This is a genomic window from Shewanella halifaxensis HAW-EB4, assembly GCF_000019185.1.
GTDB classification, from domain to species: Bacteria; Pseudomonadota; Gammaproteobacteria; order Enterobacterales; family Shewanellaceae; genus Shewanella; species Shewanella halifaxensis.
Genome location: NC_010334.1, coordinates 4,591,173 through 4,610,643, shown reverse-complemented (window position 1 = coordinate 4,610,643; position 19,471 = coordinate 4,591,173). Strand labels below are relative to the sequence as shown.

Below are 19,471 nucleotides of genomic sequence, written 5' to 3'. Positions count from 1 at the left end.
TTCCCGCCTATTTATTGTTTTTGCTCGCCCGCTTAGGCTTAGCTGCAATTTAACAAAACCATCTCCTTTCAATCAATTGGAACCCTTTTACTCATGCGCGAACTTTTTGAACGTTTTCTATGGAGCAGCCGTCTTTCGGTGATGTTTGGTGTGCTTTCTTGCATCATTGCGGCTTTCGTTGTCTTTGCCATGGGGATTAGAGATATCGTGCATATGATTGAGCTTATTCTCGGTTATATATTTAGTGGCAGCCACGCGGTGCGTAATGATCTAGTGATGGTTGTGGTTGAGATCTTAGACACTTTCCTATTAGGCGCAGTACTGCTTATTTTTGCTTTTGGTTTGTACGAGTTGTTTATCAGCAATCTTAAGCATGCGAGTAACAGTGAAGCTGGCGGTAAGATCCTTATTATTAGCAGCATCGATTCACTCAAGAGTAAGCTCGGTAAGGTGATCTTAATGATGTTGATCATTAAGGTGTTCTCTTTCTTTACCGATATGAAGCCTACCTCTATGTTAGATCTGCTTTATATGGGGATTACCGTAGTATTAATCGCGGCTGCGCTTAAGCTGAGCAAAGACTAGCTCAGTAAAAGACTGCTCAGTAAAAGACTGCTCAGTAAAAATTAGCTCTGAGCACGTCTAACTTTAGCCTTCATTATGATAAAGCCTATCTATTTGGATAGGCTTTATTGATCCTATTAGCAAAACCTTCAATAAACTTAAGACTATCATTCCAAGCAACTTGCAGTGATAGATCCAGTGCTAAGCTCTGCTGGCTATAACGTGTCGGTGCGTTGGCCGGTGATAATACTCGTCGCTGCGCCTGAGTCGCGAGCGATGCCGAGCTACCATCTTTTGATTGAATATCGAGCACGGGTATAGATAGTGCTGCCAGCTTTTGTGGTAGCGCCTTATTGACGGAGGCTATATCGCTGTATGGGTTTATCACCACCAATATGTCAGGCATCGGCAGGTGCTTAGTCTCTAATAACTCTATGACTAAGTTAGCGCTGTTACCGATAGCAATAAGCATGCGCTTACCGGTAAAACTCTTGCCTAAACTGTCGAGCTGCGCCATTGCACTCAGCATAAAGTCTCGTTGCTGCTGTTGAGTTAGAGCCAGTTGTTCGGCGCTAAAGTCAGGTATTTCCTGATTAGCGGGTACTGAGTTTTGCTGCTCACCCGCTTTATTCACTTCTTCGGCGTGAGTGACGAAATAGGGAGCCTTACTGAGGCTCGGGGGAGTCAGTGCTAGCGTTGCCCAACCAGAGTAGTTTAACTCGTGTCTGAGATTGCTGACCAAACCCGGTGCATCGGCTCGCTCAGAAAAAGCAGGGACGATAATCGTTAATCCGAGTTGCTTGTTACCTAACCAGGGGCGTAAAAGTGCAGGGACATCTTTGCCTTCCACCTGCAGTTGTTTTAGCTCGCTTGCAGGAAGATAGCTGTAATCCGCGTTCGAAGCCGATGCCATAAAGGAGTTGAGGCAAAGTAGCACAGCACAAATGCAACAAACAGATGAAAGGGGCTTCGCGATATTAGAGAACAACTTCATACTGACAACAACATCTTTGGCTATAGGATCACCGCAGCAGTATATACGTTTACTTTGCTTTTGTGGGCAAAAAAAAGCCCCGAAATATCGAGGCTTTCCTTACAAGATAGTGCTGTTAAGCGTGGCTGACTAATACGAGTCTAACCGCATCAAGTTGTAGCTTGCTGCTGTCTAAGTATCGGTTTAGTTCGCTCATCTGCTCGCTAAGGTGACTTAGCTCTTCATCACGAATGTTTGGGTTAACCGCCTTTAGGGCTTTCAAACGCTCTAGCTCGCCCGATAACTGGCTGGTCATCTTCTCACGCGCACAAGCTGTTAGCGTCTGTAGCTCGGCATTGGCAAAGGTTTCAGCCTTAGCAAACAGCGGGTGTAAAATCGCCTGTGATGCATTGACTAGCTTACTGGCAATATGGCGGTTCACCGCACTTAACTGCTTGTTAAAGCTTTCGTAAGTCACATTATCAGACAAGTTATTGCCGTTCTTATCCAGCAACACGCGAACCGGTGTTGGTGGCAGGTAACGGTATAGCTGGCTCGACTTAGGTGCAGACGCATCGGCTAGGTAGATAAGCTCAAGGAATATGGTGCCTGCTGGCAATGCCTTGTTCTTCAACACTGCCACGCTAGTGGTACCCGTTTCTGATGAGGTGATTAAGTCTAGACCCGTTTGTACCAGAGGGTGCTCTTGAGTGATCAGTGCGATATCGTCACGAGACAGCGCCATTTCACGATCGAAGGTCACGGTAATACCATCTTCTGGTAGACCTGGGTATGTTGGGAACATCATATGTTCGCTCGGGTGCAATACAATCGCGTTTTCGCCGCTGTCTTCTTGCTCGACACCGATAATGTCCCACAGACGAATTACCGAGCCAATTAGCTGAGTATCGCCATCTTTATCCGCAAGGCTTTGTACTAACTTGTTAGCACGCTCACCGCCATGAGAGTTGATCTCAAGCAGTTTGTCACGGCCTTGCTCCATCGCAAGCTTTAGCTCTTGATAGCGCGCTTTAGTGTTATCCAGTAACGTCTCTAGACTCGTTTCATCATTATTTAGCAAGGTTTCTAGCAGCTCGCCAGAGAACTCGTTAAATAGAATATGACCACTTGGGCAAGTGCACTCAAAAGCGTTTAGGCCCTGGTGATACCACTCGGTTAATCTCTCTTGCGCCGTATTTGCTAAGTAAGGCAGGTGGATCTCAACATCGTTCTTCTGACCGATACGATCGAGACGACCAATACGTTGCTCTAGTAGATCTGGGTTTAACGGCAGATCGAACAACACCAAGTTACTGGCAAATTGGAAGTTACGACCTTCAGAACCAATCTCGCTACAGATAAGTGCCTGTGCACCACCCGTTTCTTGAGCAAAGTAAGCACCCGCTTTATCGCGCTCGATAATCGACATGCCTTCATGGAAGACGGTCGCTTGAATACCTTCACGAGTACGTAACGCCTCTTCAAGGCTCAAGGCAGTCTCGGCTTGGCTAGCAATAATCAGTACTTTCTTGCTGCGGTTGGTCTTTAAGAAATCAATCAGCCAATCTACGCGAGGATCGAACTTCCACCAGCTTGCACTGCCGCTGTCAAAATCTTGATAGATCTTCTCAGGGCTGAGTACTTGGCGAACTTTAGCATTGGTGTCTAAATGCTTGTTCATCATCGCGCTAACGCGGTAAGCGGTAACGTACTGCTCAGGCATCTTTTGCGGATGTACATGCAGATTACGCTGTGGGAAGCCTTTTACCGATGCGCGGCTGTTACGGTAAAGCACGCGGCCAGTACCGTGACGGTCGAGCAGGTCTTGCAATAGTTCGTCACGAGCTTGCAAGCGAGTGTCTGTGTCGGCGCTGTCATCTTGGATTAATGCGATGCTAGCGCTGATATCTTTTTCAGACAGTAGCTGTGTCAAACCTGCTATCGATTCATCCGACAGTGACTCACCACTGGCTAGTGCATCGGCTGCGGTCGCCACGTCTTTGTAACTGTCCTCTTCTTTTAAGAAGGCTTGATAGTCATAGAAACGATCAGGATCGAGCAGGCGCAGGCGAGCAAAGTGGCTCTGGTGACCAAGCTGATCGGGTGTAGCGGTAAGTAGTAATACCCCTGGAATTTCTTCACTCAAGGCTTCAACAATTTGGTAAGCACGGCTTGGTGCTTCTTCCGACCACTCTAAGTGATGCGCTTCATCCACTACCATCAGATCCCAGTCGGCATCTAAGGCTTGATCTAAACGGCGCTTCTTACGCAGTAGATCCAGTGAACAGATCACTAGCTGCTCGGTATAGAAAGGGTTGTCGTTATCGGCATAAGCTTCAACACAGCGGTCTTCATCGAATACCGAGAAGCGCAGGTTAAAGCGGCGCAGCATCTCAACTAACCACTGGTGGCGAAGTGTGTCTGGCACAATCACCAAGATACGCTCGGCACGGCCTGTCAGCAATTGCTGATGGATAATCAAACCCGCTTCAATGGTTTTACCTAGACCCACTTCATCGGCTAGCAATACGCGGGGCGCAAAACGCTGACCCACTTCGTGTGCTATCCATTGTTGATGTGGGATCAATCCAACGCGTGGCCCTTGTAGTCCAAGCAGATCTGATGTGGCTAGCTTATTGCGAAGTAGCTGACACTGATAGCGCACATTAAACCGGTCTAGACGGTCGATCTGGCCGGCAAACAGACGATCTTGTGGCTTATTAAAACGGATATTGTGATTCAGCAAGGTTTCGCGCAGGCTAACTTGCTCGCCAGTTTCGCTATGAGTGCCGTGGTAAATAATCAGTGAATCTTTTTCTTCAACTTCAGTAACGACAAGACTCCACTCTTCGTGGCTTTCAATGGTGTCGCCTGGGTTGTAGATAACACGTGTTAGCGGGGCTTCGGTACGGGAAAACAGTCTATTCTCGCCAGTGGCAGGGAAAAGAACGGTGACCATACGGCCCTCAACTCCAACTACTGTACCTAAACCTAATTCTGATTCGGTGTCACTGATCCAACGTTGACCTAAGGAAAACGGCATTTAAAATTCTCATATACTGGGTGAATCACAAGGGGCGCGTATGTTATACCAATCGCGAGCATATTGAAAATTGAACCCGCTAATATTCGCCCTAATCTGAAGTAATAGTGTACTAAATAATCAGTTGCACCGAAGTATTTTTTTGTGACATCGCCCAATCATATCAGCTCGATATCAATGGTTAGCGCTTAAAAAAACTAAGCTGAGGCCTAAAAACTTATTTAGAGCATTGAAGCTGAAACTTATTGGTGGCAATATGGAATTGTTGTTAACAAATTTATAACTAACAAAAGGAGCTGCAGCGATCTTGTAATTGACACTAATGCACAATTGGAGGCGCCATGGGACAAGACGACAGAAAGTTGTTTGTACTGGATACCAACGTATTACTGCATGAACCCTTAGCTATCTATTCATTTAAGGAACATGACGTAGTCGTGCCAATGACAGTTCTGGAAGAGCTGGATCTGATTAAGGATAGAAAACGAGACGTCAGCCGTGATGCTCGAGTTGCGATTAGAGCATTAGAAGATATTTTAGGTGGTAAAACCACACCCGAGCAAATAGTCAAAGGGGTTCCCCTACCAAGACGTGAAGACCACGCCGATGTGAGTGGCACCTTATCCATTTTCCCCGACCATCAAATAGAGTTCACCATAGGTAGCATGCCAGGTGACAATAACGACAACCGCATCATTAATACAGCGCTACACCTACAAGAGTTACATCAACCTCGTAAAGTGGTACTGGTTACCAAAGATATCAATATGCGCCTTAAAGCCAAAGGTGCGGGTATTGAGCAGGTGGAAGATTACCGTACCGATCAACTTATCGATGATATTCGCTTTCTAACTAAAGGTTTTCATCGCTTCGAAGGGGATTTTTGGCAGCATACCGATGAAGTGAAAACACAGAGTAATGGTCGCCATACTGTGCATAGTGTGCCGCTCGAAAAACTCGGCGAAGATCTGTTTTACACCAATCAATATCTACTCGATGACAGTAGTGAGTTTTGCGGACGTATTGTCGATAAAACCCCGACCGAGCTTAAGTTTTTAGATCTGGGCCAAGAAAGACTGCTTAACCTTGAGGCGTGGGGCATTAGACCTAAGAACGTCTATCAAGGTATGGCGATGCAAGCGCTGCTCGATCCAGATATTGATATGGTGATCTTAACCGGGCCTGCAGGTTGTGGTAAGACCCTACTGGCCATGGCGGCCGCACTGGAGCTGGTGGTTGAGCGTGGTAAGTACGAGAAAGTTATCGTCACCCGTAATACACCTGAAATAGCCGAGTCTATTGGCTTCTTACCGGGCACCGAAGAGGAGAAGATGACCCCTTGGTTAGCAGCAATCACCGACACCTTAGAGGTGCTACATAAAAATGATGTCAACCCGAGTGGCAGCATGAACTACATCATGGATAAAGCCAATATTCAGTTTAAGTCGATTAATTTTATGCGTGGTCGCTCGATTCAAAATTCGGTAGTCATCCTCGATGAGTGCCAAAATTTAACCGCTTCACAGATAAAAACCATGATCACTCGAATGGGCGAGGGCACTAAGCTTATTTGTAGTGGTAACCTTGCGCAAATTGACTCCAATTATTTAACCGCCGTGACCTCAGGACTCACTTATATTGTCGAACGTTTTAAAAATTTCGATGGCAGTGCAAACATCTATCTAAACGGTGTTGTACGCTCTCGTCTCGCTGAGTTTGCTGAAGAAAATCTCTAGCCAGCTCTGTTTTGGCTAGTAAATCAATTAGGCCTCACATTTGTTGAGGTCTTTTTTAACTTTTAAGTTACATTTTTAAGCTATTATTGAAAGCTATCTTACTGATATTATTAACCCCAAAGTTCTGTCTTAGGGATGGTGCGCATTTTGAATAATCTCGAGAGAGTATATCAAGGGTTGTAAATGAAACGGATTGAGCCGACTCTTCAGCTAAAGTCAACGATTCAGAAAAACTATAACAGAGCGGTTTTTTACACCTATATCGGCGTAATCATCATGGCTTTGGCAACCGCTTGGGTGTCATTTGACGGACAAAAGGCCCAGCTCATAGAGCAAACGGAAGAGTTAGTCGAGCGGCATGTGCTACAGGTCGACTTACTGCTGGAATCGAGTATTCGTGCGGTTAAGAGCTTACGTAATGTTGCGGTAGACCATTTACGCTTAGGGGAGTTAGTACGTAAGGACCGACTGCCTCAATACGAAAAGTTTAACGAGAGTGGCCAGTTCTTTACCCTAGAGCCAAGCTATGCCAAAAGCGGCAAGCCGTTTACCAATATGGGGCGTATCACTGGCGCTGGTTCATTAAACGGTCGTAGCGATAAGTTCTATCAAGAACTTGAGATGTTGTTCGAGTTATCCCTTTCTTTCCCTGTTGCCAATGAAGCCGCCCCCAAGGCTTCTTCTATCTATTACATCTCCAAGCGCCGTATCATGTCTTATTTTCCGTGGCCATCGGATGAGCAGCGCTTTCGTGATGAGCTGCTAAATAAGAAACAGTTTCAGTTAGTGACCCCAGCTAACAACCCTCAGCGCAGTGTGGCCTGGAGTCCCGCCTATGTGGAGCCTACAGGTAAAGGCTTATTAACCACATTAGGGGTGCCAATTTACCTCGAAGATGAGTTTATCGGTTCGATCAACCTAGATATGACGCTGGCGTCACTGAGAAAACAGATCCGGCTCTATTTTAAAATGCCAGGTACGGTGATCTTACTGGATCAAAACAATAATATTTTGACCCACAGCGACATCGACAATTCAGATATTAACCGTGTTTATCATATCAGCCAGAAGATCCCATCGGAGCTGCACTCTATCCCAGAGTCTGAGCTGTTCGATGCTCACGAAGGTATTATTCGTAACGGCTATTATATTCATTCGGTTGCGCTACATAATGCGCCATGGCGCTTACTGTATCTGCAAGATGTCGACGACCTGTTTAAAGATTCATGGGAAAAGCTGGAGATGACATTCGTGCTGGTTGTCTTAGCGCTATCGATTTTGGTGACCATAGTGCACTGGCAGACTCGCCGGTCATTCGTTAATCCCGCTTCTCGATTGCTGACTCACTTAGAGGAGTGTTCGGCAGAACCTATCAAGCCTCCGGAAAAAATAACCGTTGGCTGGGCGCCTTGGTTCCAGTTGGTGAGTCGGATTTTTGAAGAGAACAAACAATATACCCGGCACTTGGCGGAGCAAAACCGGCGGCTCGATAAGCTGGTGGCGCAGCGCACCGAGCGACTTAAAGATACCACCGAGCGCCGCGAGCAAGAATACGCTTTACTGCGTTCACTGCTCGACTCGATCCCTGAAGCGATTGTGTTTAAAGACAAAGAGGGGCGTTATCTAGGTTGTAATAAATCTGCTGAGCGTATGCTGGGCTTTAGCGAGAGTGAAATGATCGGCCAGTTCTCTGATGCACTGGCACCCGATGAACAGTCGTTGCGTATTCGCGCAGAAGATGAACGGGTACTGACCGATAGAACGCCACTTCGTTATCAAGAGAAGGTCGAGCTTGCTGGTAAGCCTGTGCTACTCGACACCTTAAAAATACCTTTCTATAACCGCCGTGGTGAGCTGTTAGGTCTGATTGCCGTGTGGCGTGATGTGACGCGTGAATATGAGTCGGCGGAGCAATTACGTCTATCGGAGGAGCGTTACCACTTAGCCATGGATGCGGTAGAAGATGGTCTATGGGATTGGTATTTAGACTCGGAGCAGATTATCTGTAACCCTGCCTACTATTCAATGCTGGGTTATAAGGTCAACGAATTCCCCGCATTAGTGAGTACTATCGACGAGCTTATTCATCCGGACGATCGCATTCGTGTGGAAGAGTATCGAGAGCAATATCTTGCTAATCCAGTCGGTGCCTACGATATCGAATTTAGAATGCTAGGCAAGAATGGTGAATATCACTGGTTATTGTCTCGTGGACGTGTGGTGGAATTCACCCCGAAAAAGCAGCCTAAACGTATGGTGGGTACTCACAAAGATATTACCCGCCATAAACGTAATGAAGTGGCGATGCTCGAAGCCAAGCAAGATGCTGAGATGGCCAACCTATATAAGAGTGAATTCTTGGCTAATATGAGTCATGAAATTCGCACGCGGATGAATGCCATTATTGGTATGTTGCAGCTAGCGCAGCGCACCTCTTTGACGCCGCAGCAAAAAGACTACCTTGAGAAAGCGGGTTTCTCGGCGCACTCTTTGCTGCGGATCATCAACGATATCTTGGATTTCTCCAAGATTGAAGCGGGTAAGTTAGAGCTTGAGCGTATCGGCTTCCCGCTGGATAAGGTGCTTGATCATGCACTGGATATTAATGCTCTGAAGGCGCAGGAGAAGGGAGTCGAATTACTGCTGTATGCCCCTGTTACAGCGGGGCTCATTCTTGAAGGTGACCCCCTGCGTTTAGGGCAGGTCCTGATTAATATGTTGTCTAATGCGGTGAAGTTCACTCAATCCGGTGAGATTGAGCTCGGCTGTGAAGATGTGGGGGAGCGCGATCACCGCATCACCCTTAAATTCTGGGTGCGAGATACCGGTATTGGTATTAGTAAAGAGCAACAAGCGACCCTGTTTGATGCCTTTGCCCAAGCCGATGGTTCTACCACCCGTAAGTATGGTGGTACCGGTCTTGGACTCTCTATCAGTAAGCATCTAGTGTCTATGATGGGCGGCACCATGCAGGTTGAAAGTGAAATGGGGGTGGGTAGTACCTTTAGCTTTACCATTAGCTTTGAGATTGCCGAAGAGGCTGAGGTCTTGCCGCTTGTGGTGCCGGAAACCTTAGGTCATCTAAAGACCTTAGTTATCGATGATAATCCAACTGCGCTGCAGATCTACTCGAGCGTATTACGTGATTTTCATTTTAATGTTGACACTGCTGCTAGTGGCCCTGAAGGCTTATATAAGCTAGGTAAGAATCCTGTCGATCTGTTATTGCTTGACTGGATGATGCCTGAAATGGATGGTATCGAAGTTATCAAGCAGATCGATGCCATGGTGGCCGATGGCCGATTGGAGAAGCGACCCATCATCATCATGATGACGGCCTACACTGCCGAGCCGATGCACAAAGATGTCGAGCAGGCTAATGTTTATGCCTTATTGCAAAAGCCATTTAAAGCCTCAGCGCTATTTGATGAGGTCATCTCTGCGTTTGCCGACGAGCCAAGTTTAAACCCACTGCCCGAGAGTGTGGAAGAGGTGGCTGATAAAGATAGCGGTTACGTGTTATTGGTTGAAGACAATTTTATTAACCAGCAAGTGGCTACCGAGTTACTTAAGAGTGCGGGTTATACGGTTGATGTCGCCGAAAATGGTCAGATAGCCTTGGATATGATCGACAAGACTCAATATGACGCGGTATTGATGGATATTCAGATGCCGGTGATGGACGGTCTTACGGCGACCAAAGAGCTACGCAAACGCTACTCGACCGAAGAGCTGCCGGTGATTGCGATGACGGCTCATGCCATGTCTGGTGACAGAGAGAAGAGTCTAGCGGCGGGGATGAATGCCCACATCACTAAGCCGATAGTGCTTACCGAGCTATTTGAGACGTTAAGTCATTGGATTGGCGTATGTGGCAGAAAGTCCTAAGCCGGATGCTATAAACCCTGATGCTATAAAGATAGTCGCTTAAGTGATTGTTACTCAAATAGATCAAGATAGGCTTGCTAAAGTGCAAGCCTATTTATTAAGCTATTCAACAATATTAATAATAACAATAAAGACTATTGTATCTAACTGAGTACGATAGCGACCAACAAGGATCAAGGAGATCGAATGAGACCCTACAAGCTTGCGCTGGCAATGGCACTCGCCGTTGTACCTATGACCAGTGCTGTGGCTGCCACCACAAACACCGCAACATTGATTAAAAAAAGTCAGGCAGCGACAGGTTTCATCAATCTGTTCTATGAGAAGTCTTCAGGGGAACTCTACCTCGAAGCGAATAAACTTAACCAACCCTTTTTGATGCTAACCAGTCTACCCCATGGTGTTGGCTCAAACGATATCGGGCTCGATCGCGGTCAATTGGGACGTACCCGTATGGTGCAATTTGAGCGCCATGGTCCCTATCTTATTCTAAAGCAGCTTAACACGGCTTACCGTGCCGATACGGACAGCGCTGCCGAACAGCGCGCCGTCAAAGAAGCCTTTGCTGAGTCAGTGTTATGGCGTGGCAAGCTGGTTACCGGGAAGCGTAATCTAGTCGCGATCAACGACTTAGTGGTTAACGATCTACATGGGATCAGTGACGTACTGGAACAAACCAAGCAGGGCAGTTACAACCTAGACAAGACTAAGTCACTTATTTTGCCGGAAGGGGTTAAATCCTTTGAGCGCAATAGTGATATCGATGTGCTACTGACCTTCGATGCCGCCAAAGAGGGGAACTATGTTGCTCAGGTAACCCCTGATGCTAAACATCTATCGGTGCGCCTGCGTTATTCATTTATCGCGCTGCCAGAAGAGGGCTACCAAGCACGCGCTTATCACCCTTTAAGCGGTTATCTATCTGATGAGTACTTAGATTATGGTACCCGTGTCGATGAAGATATTCGCCAGCGTTTTCTTCTTCGTCACCGCTTAGAAAAAGTCACCCCAGGCTCGGCGCCAAGCCAAGTGGTTAAGCCAATTACTTATTATCTCGATCCTGGCGTACCCGAGCCGATTAGAACCGCGCTGCTAGAAGGGGCAAGCTGGTGGGAAGATGCGTTTACCCATGCTGGCTTTATCAATGGCTTCAAGGTCGAGTTACTGCCAGAAGACGCCGACCCACAGGATGTGCGTTATAACATGATCCAGTGGGTGCATCGTGCAACTCGAGGCTGGTCCTATGGATCGGCGGTTACCGATCCTCGTACCGGCGAGATCATCAAAGGTCATGTCACCTTAGGCAGTCAGCGCGTACGACAAGATCACCTTATTGCTCGGGGCTTAACGGCTGGCTGGGAAGACAGAGCCGCAGCCGATGACGCTTCGATGGCGCTGGCGCTAGCGCGTATTCGCCAGCTCTCTGCCCATGAAGTTGGCCACACATTAGGGCTGGATCATAACTTCTCCTCATCGAGTAATAACAACGCCTCGGTGATGGACTACCCGCATCCAATGGTAACTCTCAATGGTGATAAAATTGATATCAGCAAACCTTACGATGAAGGCATTGGTGCTTGGGATCTATATACCGTGGCCTATGGCTATGGTGAGTACGGGGCAGCAGAAGAGGAAGCGCAAGGCCTCGCTAAGCTGCGTGATGATGTGGCTAAACAAGGCCTGAGATATATTGGTGAGGCTGATTCTCGCAGCGCTGGAGCCAGTAATGCTTATGCTAGCCTTTGGGATAACGGCAACGATCCTGTGGCCGAACTGACCCGACTTTCACAGGTGCGCGCCAAGGCTATTAGTGATTTCTCTGCCGAAGCGTTACTTGCAGAACAGCCCCAAGGCGAGCTTCAAGATGCATTTGTACCTATCTACCTGCTGACGCGTTTTCAGATCGCCGCAGCGGCGAAGATGATCGGTGGCACCACCTACAGCTATAGCGATGGTGTCGATGGCAACACGTGGCACTATATTGCCCCTGCCATTCAGCAGCAGGCGCTTGAGGCCCTGTTAGCAAGCCTGTCGCCAGATGTGTTGATTATCGATGAGAAGCTGCAAGAGCTATTAGTGCCAAAGGCGGGCAACTATTATAACACCCGTGAGAGCTTCGATTCCGGTCTTGGAGTGATTACCGATCCAGTGGGCATGGCTGAAGTACTCAGTCGCTTAACCGTGTCACAGATCTACACACCTGAGCGTCTCAACCGTGTCAATCAAGCCTATTTGAGTGATAAAGAGCAGTTATCGGTGACTAAACTCACCGACAAAGTGCTTGCCGCAACCCTGTTTAGCGATATTCCTACCGGACATGAGTTAGGCGTGTGGATGCGAGTCAATGCTGTCACGCTCGATAGCTTGCTTAAGGCTTATCATGACGATAAAACCCGCCCAGAAGTGAAAGCACAACTGGCTGAGCGTTTGGCTTATACGATTAAGCAGCTAAAACGTAAAGTTAAGCGTGTGAGCGCTTATGAAGCGGCGCACTTTGCATGGCTGCAGCAAGGTGTTGAAAAGGGCCTAACCGATGCTAAGGCTAAGTTAATCACTAAGCCGTTGACGTTGCCGCCGGGATCGCCGATTTGATCTCTGTATTTTATTAGTGGATTAATCGATATCAAAAGCGCGAATATTCGCGCTTTTTTTATCTTAAAAATTTATTTGTCATTGAAACTATATCGTTATCTCTTTGTCTACAGAGTAGATTTCATTTTGTTTGTGACAAAATTGGTACATTGATGGCCAGACGTTTCGCCCATTGGGTATTACTCTTTTCCTTACTGGGGCAGTTTCTGCTTACTCCAGCGATGGCGCTGCCTGATCAGTTACATCGGCTGGGTCAGGTTCATCTACAAGAGCCTCTGCAACAATCTGCAATTTTGCTCAATAGTGAGTTGAGCATTGCCGATAGTAGTGGATCTGTAACCGATGCTAGCGCGACTCAGATTGATTCAAGTTTATTTAGCAATCACTTATTTAGTTTGGTGGCTGAGTTTGGCGAGCAGGTGAGTGCGTCACTTTGTGAAGCAAGTTGCCAAATGTTGTCCTCTGGTCACTGCACAACTCACAGTCAATGTACTGCGGGGTTGGACTCCAATATCAGTTTGTTGTTAAATCAGGACATAACAACTGACAAAATAGAATCACCTGCTTGGTCAGTAAAAAGTGCTTTGCTTCAAATAGTTATGAAACCTCCAATCGTATAAATGCTGCTTTAATATTGAGTTTTTTATGTTTCATTTGTATCAAAATGCAATATTTGTCCCTTTTTTGTTCTCTAAAACAAACAAGTAAAGTAGACTGTTTGTTAATCGAATGTGGGCAAATAAGATTGGAGTTGTATATGAAAAAGTTAACCAGCGTAGCCTTAACAGTAGCGATTAGCTGTATTTCTACCTCAGTATTGGCTGAAAGACCTGATTTCTCAAAGACAGTAGCAGCACGTGCTGACTATGACTTTTCTAAAAATATCTCTGCTGCAGAGCAGCCGAATAATATTCAACGAGTCTCAACGCGTCATGATTTTTCAAAGACGTTAGCTGCGACGAGTGACTATAATTTTTCTAAAAATCCCTATGTTGAGCCAGTTAAGCACACTCACCCTTCGAGTCAGCATGACTTTTCTAAAACAGAGGCGTTGCTCGACGGAAGTCTGTAATCGTTAGATTTAGATTAGAAGTGAAAAGATAGAGAAGAGGGCTACCGACGAGTAGCCCTTTTTTGTGGCTGAAGCTTAAGTGAGATTAACGCCAATGCCAGTATTAGTACCAGTATTAGTGTCAATATTAACCTTAGTGTCTAAGCCTGTGTATAAATTACTGCTTAAGTTCTGCGTCATCGGCCTGCTTACCCAAGCGATAAGAGTCGATAATGCCAATGACCCATGCGGCAATAAAGCCCATGGTCGCGATATTAATATAGAGGGCTTCGTTACCTACTGGCGCTTGTGTCACGGCACTATAGATGGCATCGAGTTGCAGTGGAATTTCACCATTTAAGATCTGCTGCGAGATCACTTGAGCACGCTGATAAGCATGCCAGAGTAGAAAGCACAGTGTCATCACTGTGGTGATAAGTAGCAACTTACCGGTTGTGTTTTTCTTGAGATAAAAATGGCCACTGCCAGGGCAGACAAAGGCTGACAGCAGTGCTGCCTTTACAGATGTTTTCATGTGTTATTCGTCATAGCTTTAATCCAAGTGAAACAGTTTAACTAGAGTGGAATGCGAGATCATTCGAGATCGATACGGCGGATTGCTTGTTTAAGGAAGTCGACCCTCTGCTGCAGTTTGGCTTTGTGCGCATCATGGCTGTTATCCAAGTCATCTGAGCGATAGGCTGCTAGCTGGCTCTTCACTCCCTGTAACTCCTGCACTAACCAGCCTCTAACCATCACGTAATAGCGGCTGTCAGTACCATACTGCGTTATGGTGATGAGAGACTCGTCCGATGGCTGTTTTATCGCACTACCGAGAGATTTGACCATCACACCAATGGCATATTCTTCAGATTGAGTCGCTTCATTTGCCAAGGCTTGGGTTGCTAGCAGTGAACTGAGTGCGAGCATGCAGCTGGCAATCTTGTTGCGACAGAAGTGATTCATTTTATGGCCCAGTGGGTAACTCATTGAACTACAGTAACAGTCCTCTTTAGGGAATACCCATAAATTTTTGTTTAGAGGGTGGAGAAAGGAGCATTAGTTTAATATTGAGTTAGAGCCGTCGAGCCGAGCTTGTGTTTAAGGGGGAAGAAAACCCTAACTTAACCTTTTACATTAAGTTAGGGGGCCGGGAAGCATTTTTAGGGTTGATATTACTGATATGATTTAAGTGCCTTAAGCATCGACCTCCTTATATCAGTGCTTGTTACCAGGGTAAGCAATTCTGAACGCTAAGGTGTAGGTCACCGGCAAAACGATCAAGGTCAATACAGAGGCAAAACCTAAACCGAAAATAATCGTGATTGCCATCGATCCAAAAAACGCATCTGAGATCAATGGCAGCATGCCTAGCATCGTCGTAATAGCCGCCATTAACACTGGTCTGACACGGCTTACGGCTGAGTCGACAACGGCCTGATAGGCCTCTTTACCAGATGACAGTTCAAGGTTTATCTGATCCACTAACACGATGCCGTTCTTGATGATCATACCGGTTAAGCTCAGTAGTCCTAATAGCGCCATAAAGCTAAAGGGCGCATCGAATATCAGTAAGCCTGATACCACACCAATCAGCGCTAACGGCACGGTAAACCAAATCACCAAAGGCTGCCTGACTGAGTTAAACAGCAGCACAGTGATTATGAACATCGCCAAGTAGCCTAGCGGAATAGAGCTAAATACCGACTCCTGCGCCTCCATTGAGGTTTCATACTCACCGCCCCATTCAAGCTCGTAACCTGCAGGGAGTGGGATCGCTTCGATATCGGCTTTCACTTTTCTAAATACCGAGTCGGCGGTTTCCCTCGTGCCGTTGAGCGGATCGGCAAGTACTGAGATCACTCGCTTGCGATCTCGGCGCATGATCAAAGGATCTTCCCATTCAGTGCTAAAGTCAGACACCACCTGAGTGACAGGTACAAAGGTATGGTTGTCACTGCTCCATACCTGCAGTTTCCAGATGCTCTGGGCATCGAGCCGCTCCTCGTCAGGTGCACGGGCAATGATCGGTAACAGGTGACTATTCTCGCGATAGGTGCCGATCTGTTTACCGCTAAAGTTAGTCAGTAGGGCGTTATCGAGATCTTGTTTACTGATCCCAGTCTCACGGGCTTGAGCCTGTGCCAGTTGTGGTCGCACTAAGGTCACTTGATTGCGCCAGTTGTGTCTTACGCCAACGGCCGTTGGTTCCGCCTTTAATATATCTTCAGCTTGCACCGCCAGTTGACGCAATACCTGAGGATCTTCGCCATAGAAACGGGCCTCAATTTTTGCCGCAGGGCTTGGGCCATTTTCCATATATTTGAAGCGATACTCGGCTTCAGGAAATTTAAGGCTTAGCTCTCGCTCAAGCACCCGCATATATTGGTTGAGAGTGGTAAGATCTGTCATCTCTAGCAAGATCTGGCCATAAGCTTTGTAGCCTTTCTCTGGCACATAAGAGAGTACGAACCGCTGGGCGCCTTGGCCAATAACCGTCGTCAAATTAACAAGGCCTGTATCTTGTTCCTTTTGTTGCTGTAGAAGATCGGCTTCAATTCGGCTTAGTAGCCTCTCGGTCGCCTTGATATCTGAGCCTTCAGGCATCCACACATCAACAAAGAATATCGGCGTGTTTGATGCAGGGAAGAATACGTTCTTTACGTGGCCAAAACCGATCACTGACGATACAAGTGCTGCAATAACCAAAATCAGGGTTAGGCTTCTAAAGCGCATGGCAAGGTTTAAACTCTGGCGATAAATAGCAAATAACCAACCTTTATACGGGTCGTCATTCTCATCTTCCGAGATTACTCCATCTTTAAACATCAGGTTGCAGAAGAACGGTGTTAGCGTCATCGCAGTGATCCAGCTGATAAATAGTGAGATAAGTAATACTTGGAATAAAGAAGCACAAAACTCACCTGTGGCGTTATCAGACAAACCAATAGGCGCAAAGGCGATGATGGCGATAATGGTGGCGCCAAGCAGCGGCCACTGTGTTTGCGAGACCACCTGCTTGGCAGTTTCTAAGCGAGTCTGGCCTCGCTTAATGCCGATCAAGATCCCCTCGGTCACCACGATCGCGTTATCGACCAGCATACCCAGAGCGATGATCAATGCGCCGAGCGAGATGATCTGTAGCTCAATATTAAGCACATTCATCACGATAAAGGTACCGAGGATCGTCAGTAGCAGCACTAACCCCATTAATAGGCCAGAACGAACGCCCATAAAGATAAGTAGTACTCCAATAACGATCGCAACTGACTCGGCCAAGTTAACCAGAAAGCCATTGACCGTCTGGTCTACCATCTTGCTTTGATCGTAAACGGTATTCAGTGTCATGCCGATAGGTAGCTCACTATAAAGCTCACTCATACGCTGGTTGACGGCCTCGCCAACCTTAACCACATTTACACCGCTAGAGAAGGCGATGCCGATAGACAGCGCTTGCTTGCCATCCGTGTGATAGATGTTCGACGGGGTTTCTTCGCTGCCTTTATAGATCTTAGCAATATCGCCTAAATAGATAAGCTTAGGGCTGCCCGGTGGGCTGATCAGTAGACGCTCCATCTGCCGCACGTTATCAAACTCACCCGTTGGATGAATACGGATGCGGTTATCGCCAACCAACATGCTGCCCGCATTAGACACCACGTTTTGGCTGTTGATAAGGCCATAGATATAGTTTTGATCTAAGCCTAAGGCGTTGAGTTTTTGCTGGGAGATCTCAACCACCACCTGCTCATTGACGCCCCCCGCTATGGTGACCTTCTTGATGCCATCAACCAGCACGAGTTCACGGCGTAAAAAGTCGGCGTAATTTTGCAGCTCACGGTCGCTGTAGCCATCACCGCTGACATTGAGCAAGATGCCATAAACATCACCAAAGTCATCAATAACCGATGGAGTATGCACGCCTGGCGGTAGCTCTACCGCCTTGTCGTTAACCTTGCGGCGCACTTCATCCCACACTTGAGGCAGTTCGCTGGCATCATAATTCTCTTTGATCTCGATCTCTATCTGCGACAGACCCGCGCTGTTGACCGAGGTGATATGCTTGATACCATCGAGTTGCTGCAATGCATCCTCAAGTGGCAAAGTCACTTCCTCTTCCACCTGTTCAGGTGAAGCGCCAGGGTAGGTGGTGACCACTAGGGCCTGCTTAATGGTAAATTCGGGGAACTCCAGCTGGCCTAAGCTAAAGAATGAGACTGTGCCGCCAATGAGCAGTAGTAGGGCAAACATCCAGCTAATGACTTTGTGGGTTATGGAATATTCAGCAAAATTCATCAATTACATCTCTTGTAAGACATGGTTAAAACATCCGAGTTTTGACCAATAAAAAAGCGGCGAGAACAGGGCACTTTGATTGAGTAAGTTAACGGAGCAGACTAACGGATATCGATTACACGCCTCGCTGCCAACGTAGTGGTTTAACTTCAAGCCCTTCAGACAGGTACTGCACACCCGCAACCACCACTTTGTCACCCACCTCGATGCCATCGACAATCTCAATGCCATCGGTAGTGACCTTACCTAGTGTCACTATCTGCTGCTTAACTTTGCCAAGTTTGCTGTCAAAGGCCCAAACCACGCTCAGGCCATCTTGGTCGCGTTTGCTGATGGCGCTTGGAGGGAGAATTGCCGTTAGCGCTTGGGACTTTTGCTGTGCAATATCCATGGTGAGTTCGGCGCTCATTCCCGGCAGTACCGTCATATTGCTTGGACGGGCTAGAGTAAACACCACCTCATAGCTTTGAGTGCCTGGTGTCACTTGGGTGGCATGCTCTTTTAGCAGTACCGGATAAGCAACGCTTGGATCGTTAGCAAATCGCACCACAGGTTGAGTGACTGCGTTTGGATTAAATTGAGTGACTTTGCTCGCTAGAGACTCGGGCACTTGGATGACGATATCTATATCGCTGTCTTTTTGCAGCACCAGAACTGGTTGGTTTGCCTGCACCATCTGGTAGTTATCGATGGAAATCTTAGCCACAGTACCGTCATAAGGGGCGGTCAACTCGGTATAGCTAAGCTGATCTTGCGCGCTAGCAAGATTGGCTTTCGACGACTTTAACTGCGCAGAGGCCAAGTCGTATTCCGCCTGTGAGATTAGCTCGCGGCGCAGCAGTTCACCTTTGCGCTTAAAGTCGGCTTTGGCTAACTCATAATCGGCTTCACGGTTAAGTAGGGTATTTTGAGCATCGCGTCTATCTAAGCGCGCCAACACCATTGCCTTTTTAACCTGCTGCCCCTCAACTAAGTTAAATTCCACTAGGTGTCCCGACAGCCTAAAGGCAAGCTCCGCTTGTTTAGTGGCGGCGACTTTAGCGGGGAAGGTGCGCAGTGAACCGGCATTGATATCGGTGATCTCCAGCAGTTTAACTGGTCGTATGCTAGCAGGGGCAACTTCGCTAGACTCTGCATTACAACCTGAAACGAGTACGGCTAAAAGGAGTAGTGAAACTGAAGTTGTCAGGCTTTTCATAGCGCAAATTCCATATAACAGGGGCAAATATTTAGAGAGAGCAAAGATAGCAGGCCTCAGTGTTGAGTAAAATGGAATTATATGGAACTATCAGTTCCGAAAAGTGAAACTACTTTTACTTGCTTTGGTG

The 19,471-nt window shown here is 47.1% G+C and carries 12 protein-coding genes; 6 read left to right on the top strand and 6 right to left on the bottom strand.

Annotation, left to right across the window (positions count from 1 at the left end; translation table 11 throughout):
• Positions 1-93: 93 nt before the first annotated feature.
• Positions 94-585, top strand: a complete 492-nt coding sequence (locus SHAL_RS19605; protein WP_012278851.1) for a YqhA family protein — start codon at positions 94-96, stop codon at positions 583-585.
• A gap of 85 nt (positions 586-670) precedes the next feature.
• Here SHAL_RS19605 and SHAL_RS19600 read toward each other — a convergent pair whose 3' ends face one another.
• A complete protein-coding gene (locus SHAL_RS19600; protein WP_223296221.1) occupies positions 671-1,477 on the bottom strand; it encodes a DUF3530 family protein in 807 nt (268 codons plus the stop codon).
• 196 nt (positions 1,478-1,673) lie between these two features.
• A complete protein-coding gene (gene rapA / locus SHAL_RS19595) occupies positions 1,674-4,580 on the bottom strand; it encodes an RNA polymerase-associated protein RapA (protein WP_012278849.1) in 2,907 nt (968 codons plus the stop codon).
• A gap of 341 nt (positions 4,581-4,921) precedes the next feature.
• Here rapA and SHAL_RS19590 point away from each other — a divergent pair, with 341 nt between their 5' ends.
• From SHAL_RS19590 to SHAL_RS19570, 5 genes are all read left to right on the top strand, one after another.
• A complete protein-coding gene (locus SHAL_RS19590; RefSeq protein WP_012278848.1) occupies positions 4,922-6,316 on the top strand; it encodes a PhoH family protein in 1,395 nt (464 codons plus the stop codon).
• A 183-nt stretch (positions 6,317-6,499) separates the two neighbouring features.
• Positions 6,500-10,204 (top strand): response regulator, encoded by a 3,705-nt coding sequence (locus SHAL_RS19585; protein WP_041416135.1) that lies wholly within the window; start codon positions 6,500-6,502, stop codon positions 10,202-10,204.
• Between the two features lie 186 nt (positions 10,205-10,390).
• Positions 10,391-12,796 (top strand): zinc-dependent metalloprotease, encoded by a 2,406-nt coding sequence (locus SHAL_RS19580; RefSeq protein WP_012278846.1) that lies wholly within the window; start codon positions 10,391-10,393, stop codon positions 12,794-12,796.
• 152 nt (positions 12,797-12,948) lie between these two features.
• Complete coding sequence (locus SHAL_RS19575) at positions 12,949-13,416, top strand: hypothetical protein (RefSeq protein ID WP_041416134.1); 468 nt, start codon at positions 12,949-12,951, stop codon at positions 13,414-13,416.
• 137 nt (positions 13,417-13,553) lie between these two features.
• On the top strand, positions 13,554-13,868 hold the full coding sequence (locus tag SHAL_RS19570) for a hypothetical protein (protein WP_041416133.1): 315 nt from the start codon (positions 13,554-13,556) through the stop codon (positions 13,866-13,868).
• Between the two features lie 157 nt (positions 13,869-14,025).
• Here SHAL_RS19570 and SHAL_RS19565 read toward each other — a convergent pair whose 3' ends face one another.
• The 4 genes from SHAL_RS19565 to SHAL_RS19550 all read right to left on the bottom strand — a co-directional run bounded on the left by SHAL_RS19565 (position 14,026) and on the right by SHAL_RS19550 (position 19,341).
• Positions 14,026-14,382 (bottom strand): DUF6677 family protein, encoded by a 357-nt coding sequence (locus SHAL_RS19565; protein WP_012278843.1) that lies wholly within the window; start codon positions 14,380-14,382, stop codon positions 14,026-14,028.
• Between the two features lie 59 nt (positions 14,383-14,441).
• Positions 14,442-14,837, bottom strand: a complete 396-nt coding sequence (locus tag SHAL_RS19560; RefSeq protein WP_012278842.1) for a hypothetical protein — start codon at positions 14,835-14,837, stop codon at positions 14,442-14,444.
• A 228-nt stretch (positions 14,838-15,065) separates the two neighbouring features.
• Complete coding sequence (locus SHAL_RS19555; protein WP_012278841.1) at positions 15,066-18,143, bottom strand: efflux RND transporter permease subunit; 3,078 nt, start codon at positions 18,141-18,143, stop codon at positions 15,066-15,068.
• Positions 18,144-18,258: 115 nt separating this feature from the next.
• The gene (locus SHAL_RS19550; protein ID WP_012278840.1) at positions 18,259-19,341 is read right to left on the bottom strand and encodes an efflux RND transporter periplasmic adaptor subunit; all 1,083 of its coding nucleotides are present in this window, start codon (positions 19,339-19,341) and stop codon (positions 18,259-18,261) included.
• Positions 19,342-19,471: the final 130 nt, after the last annotated feature.

What these genes read in the sequence shown, in the direction of transcription:
- SHAL_RS19605 (WP_012278851.1), top strand. Translation starts at nt 94, where the DNA reads ATGCGCGAACTTTTTGAACGTTTTCTATGGAGCAGCCGTCTTTCGGTG.
- SHAL_RS19600 (WP_223296221.1), bottom strand. Translation starts at nt 1,477, where the DNA reads ATGGCATCGGCTTCGAACGCGGATTACAGCTATCTTCCTGCAAGCGAG.
- rapA (WP_012278849.1), bottom strand. Translation starts at nt 4,580, where the DNA reads ATGCCGTTTTCCTTAGGTCAACGTTGGATCAGTGACACCGAATCAGAA.
- SHAL_RS19590 (WP_012278848.1), top strand. Translation starts at nt 4,922, where the DNA reads ATGGGACAAGACGACAGAAAGTTGTTTGTACTGGATACCAACGTATTA.
- SHAL_RS19585 (WP_041416135.1), top strand. Translation starts at nt 6,500, where the DNA reads ATGAAACGGATTGAGCCGACTCTTCAGCTAAAGTCAACGATTCAGAAA.
- SHAL_RS19580 (WP_012278846.1), top strand. Translation starts at nt 10,391, where the DNA reads ATGAGACCCTACAAGCTTGCGCTGGCAATGGCACTCGCCGTTGTACCT.
- SHAL_RS19575 (WP_041416134.1), top strand. Translation starts at nt 12,949, where the DNA reads ATGGCCAGACGTTTCGCCCATTGGGTATTACTCTTTTCCTTACTGGGG.
- SHAL_RS19570 (WP_041416133.1), top strand. Translation starts at nt 13,554, where the DNA reads ATGAAAAAGTTAACCAGCGTAGCCTTAACAGTAGCGATTAGCTGTATT.
- SHAL_RS19565 (WP_012278843.1), bottom strand. Translation starts at nt 14,382, where the DNA reads ATGAAAACATCTGTAAAGGCAGCACTGCTGTCAGCCTTTGTCTGCCCT.
- SHAL_RS19560 (WP_012278842.1), bottom strand. Translation starts at nt 14,837, where the DNA reads ATGAGTTACCCACTGGGCCATAAAATGAATCACTTCTGTCGCAACAAG.
- SHAL_RS19555 (WP_012278841.1), bottom strand. Translation starts at nt 18,143, where the DNA reads ATGAATTTTGCTGAATATTCCATAACCCACAAAGTCATTAGCTGGATG.
- SHAL_RS19550 (WP_012278840.1), bottom strand. Translation starts at nt 19,341, where the DNA reads ATGAAAAGCCTGACAACTTCAGTTTCACTACTCCTTTTAGCCGTACTC.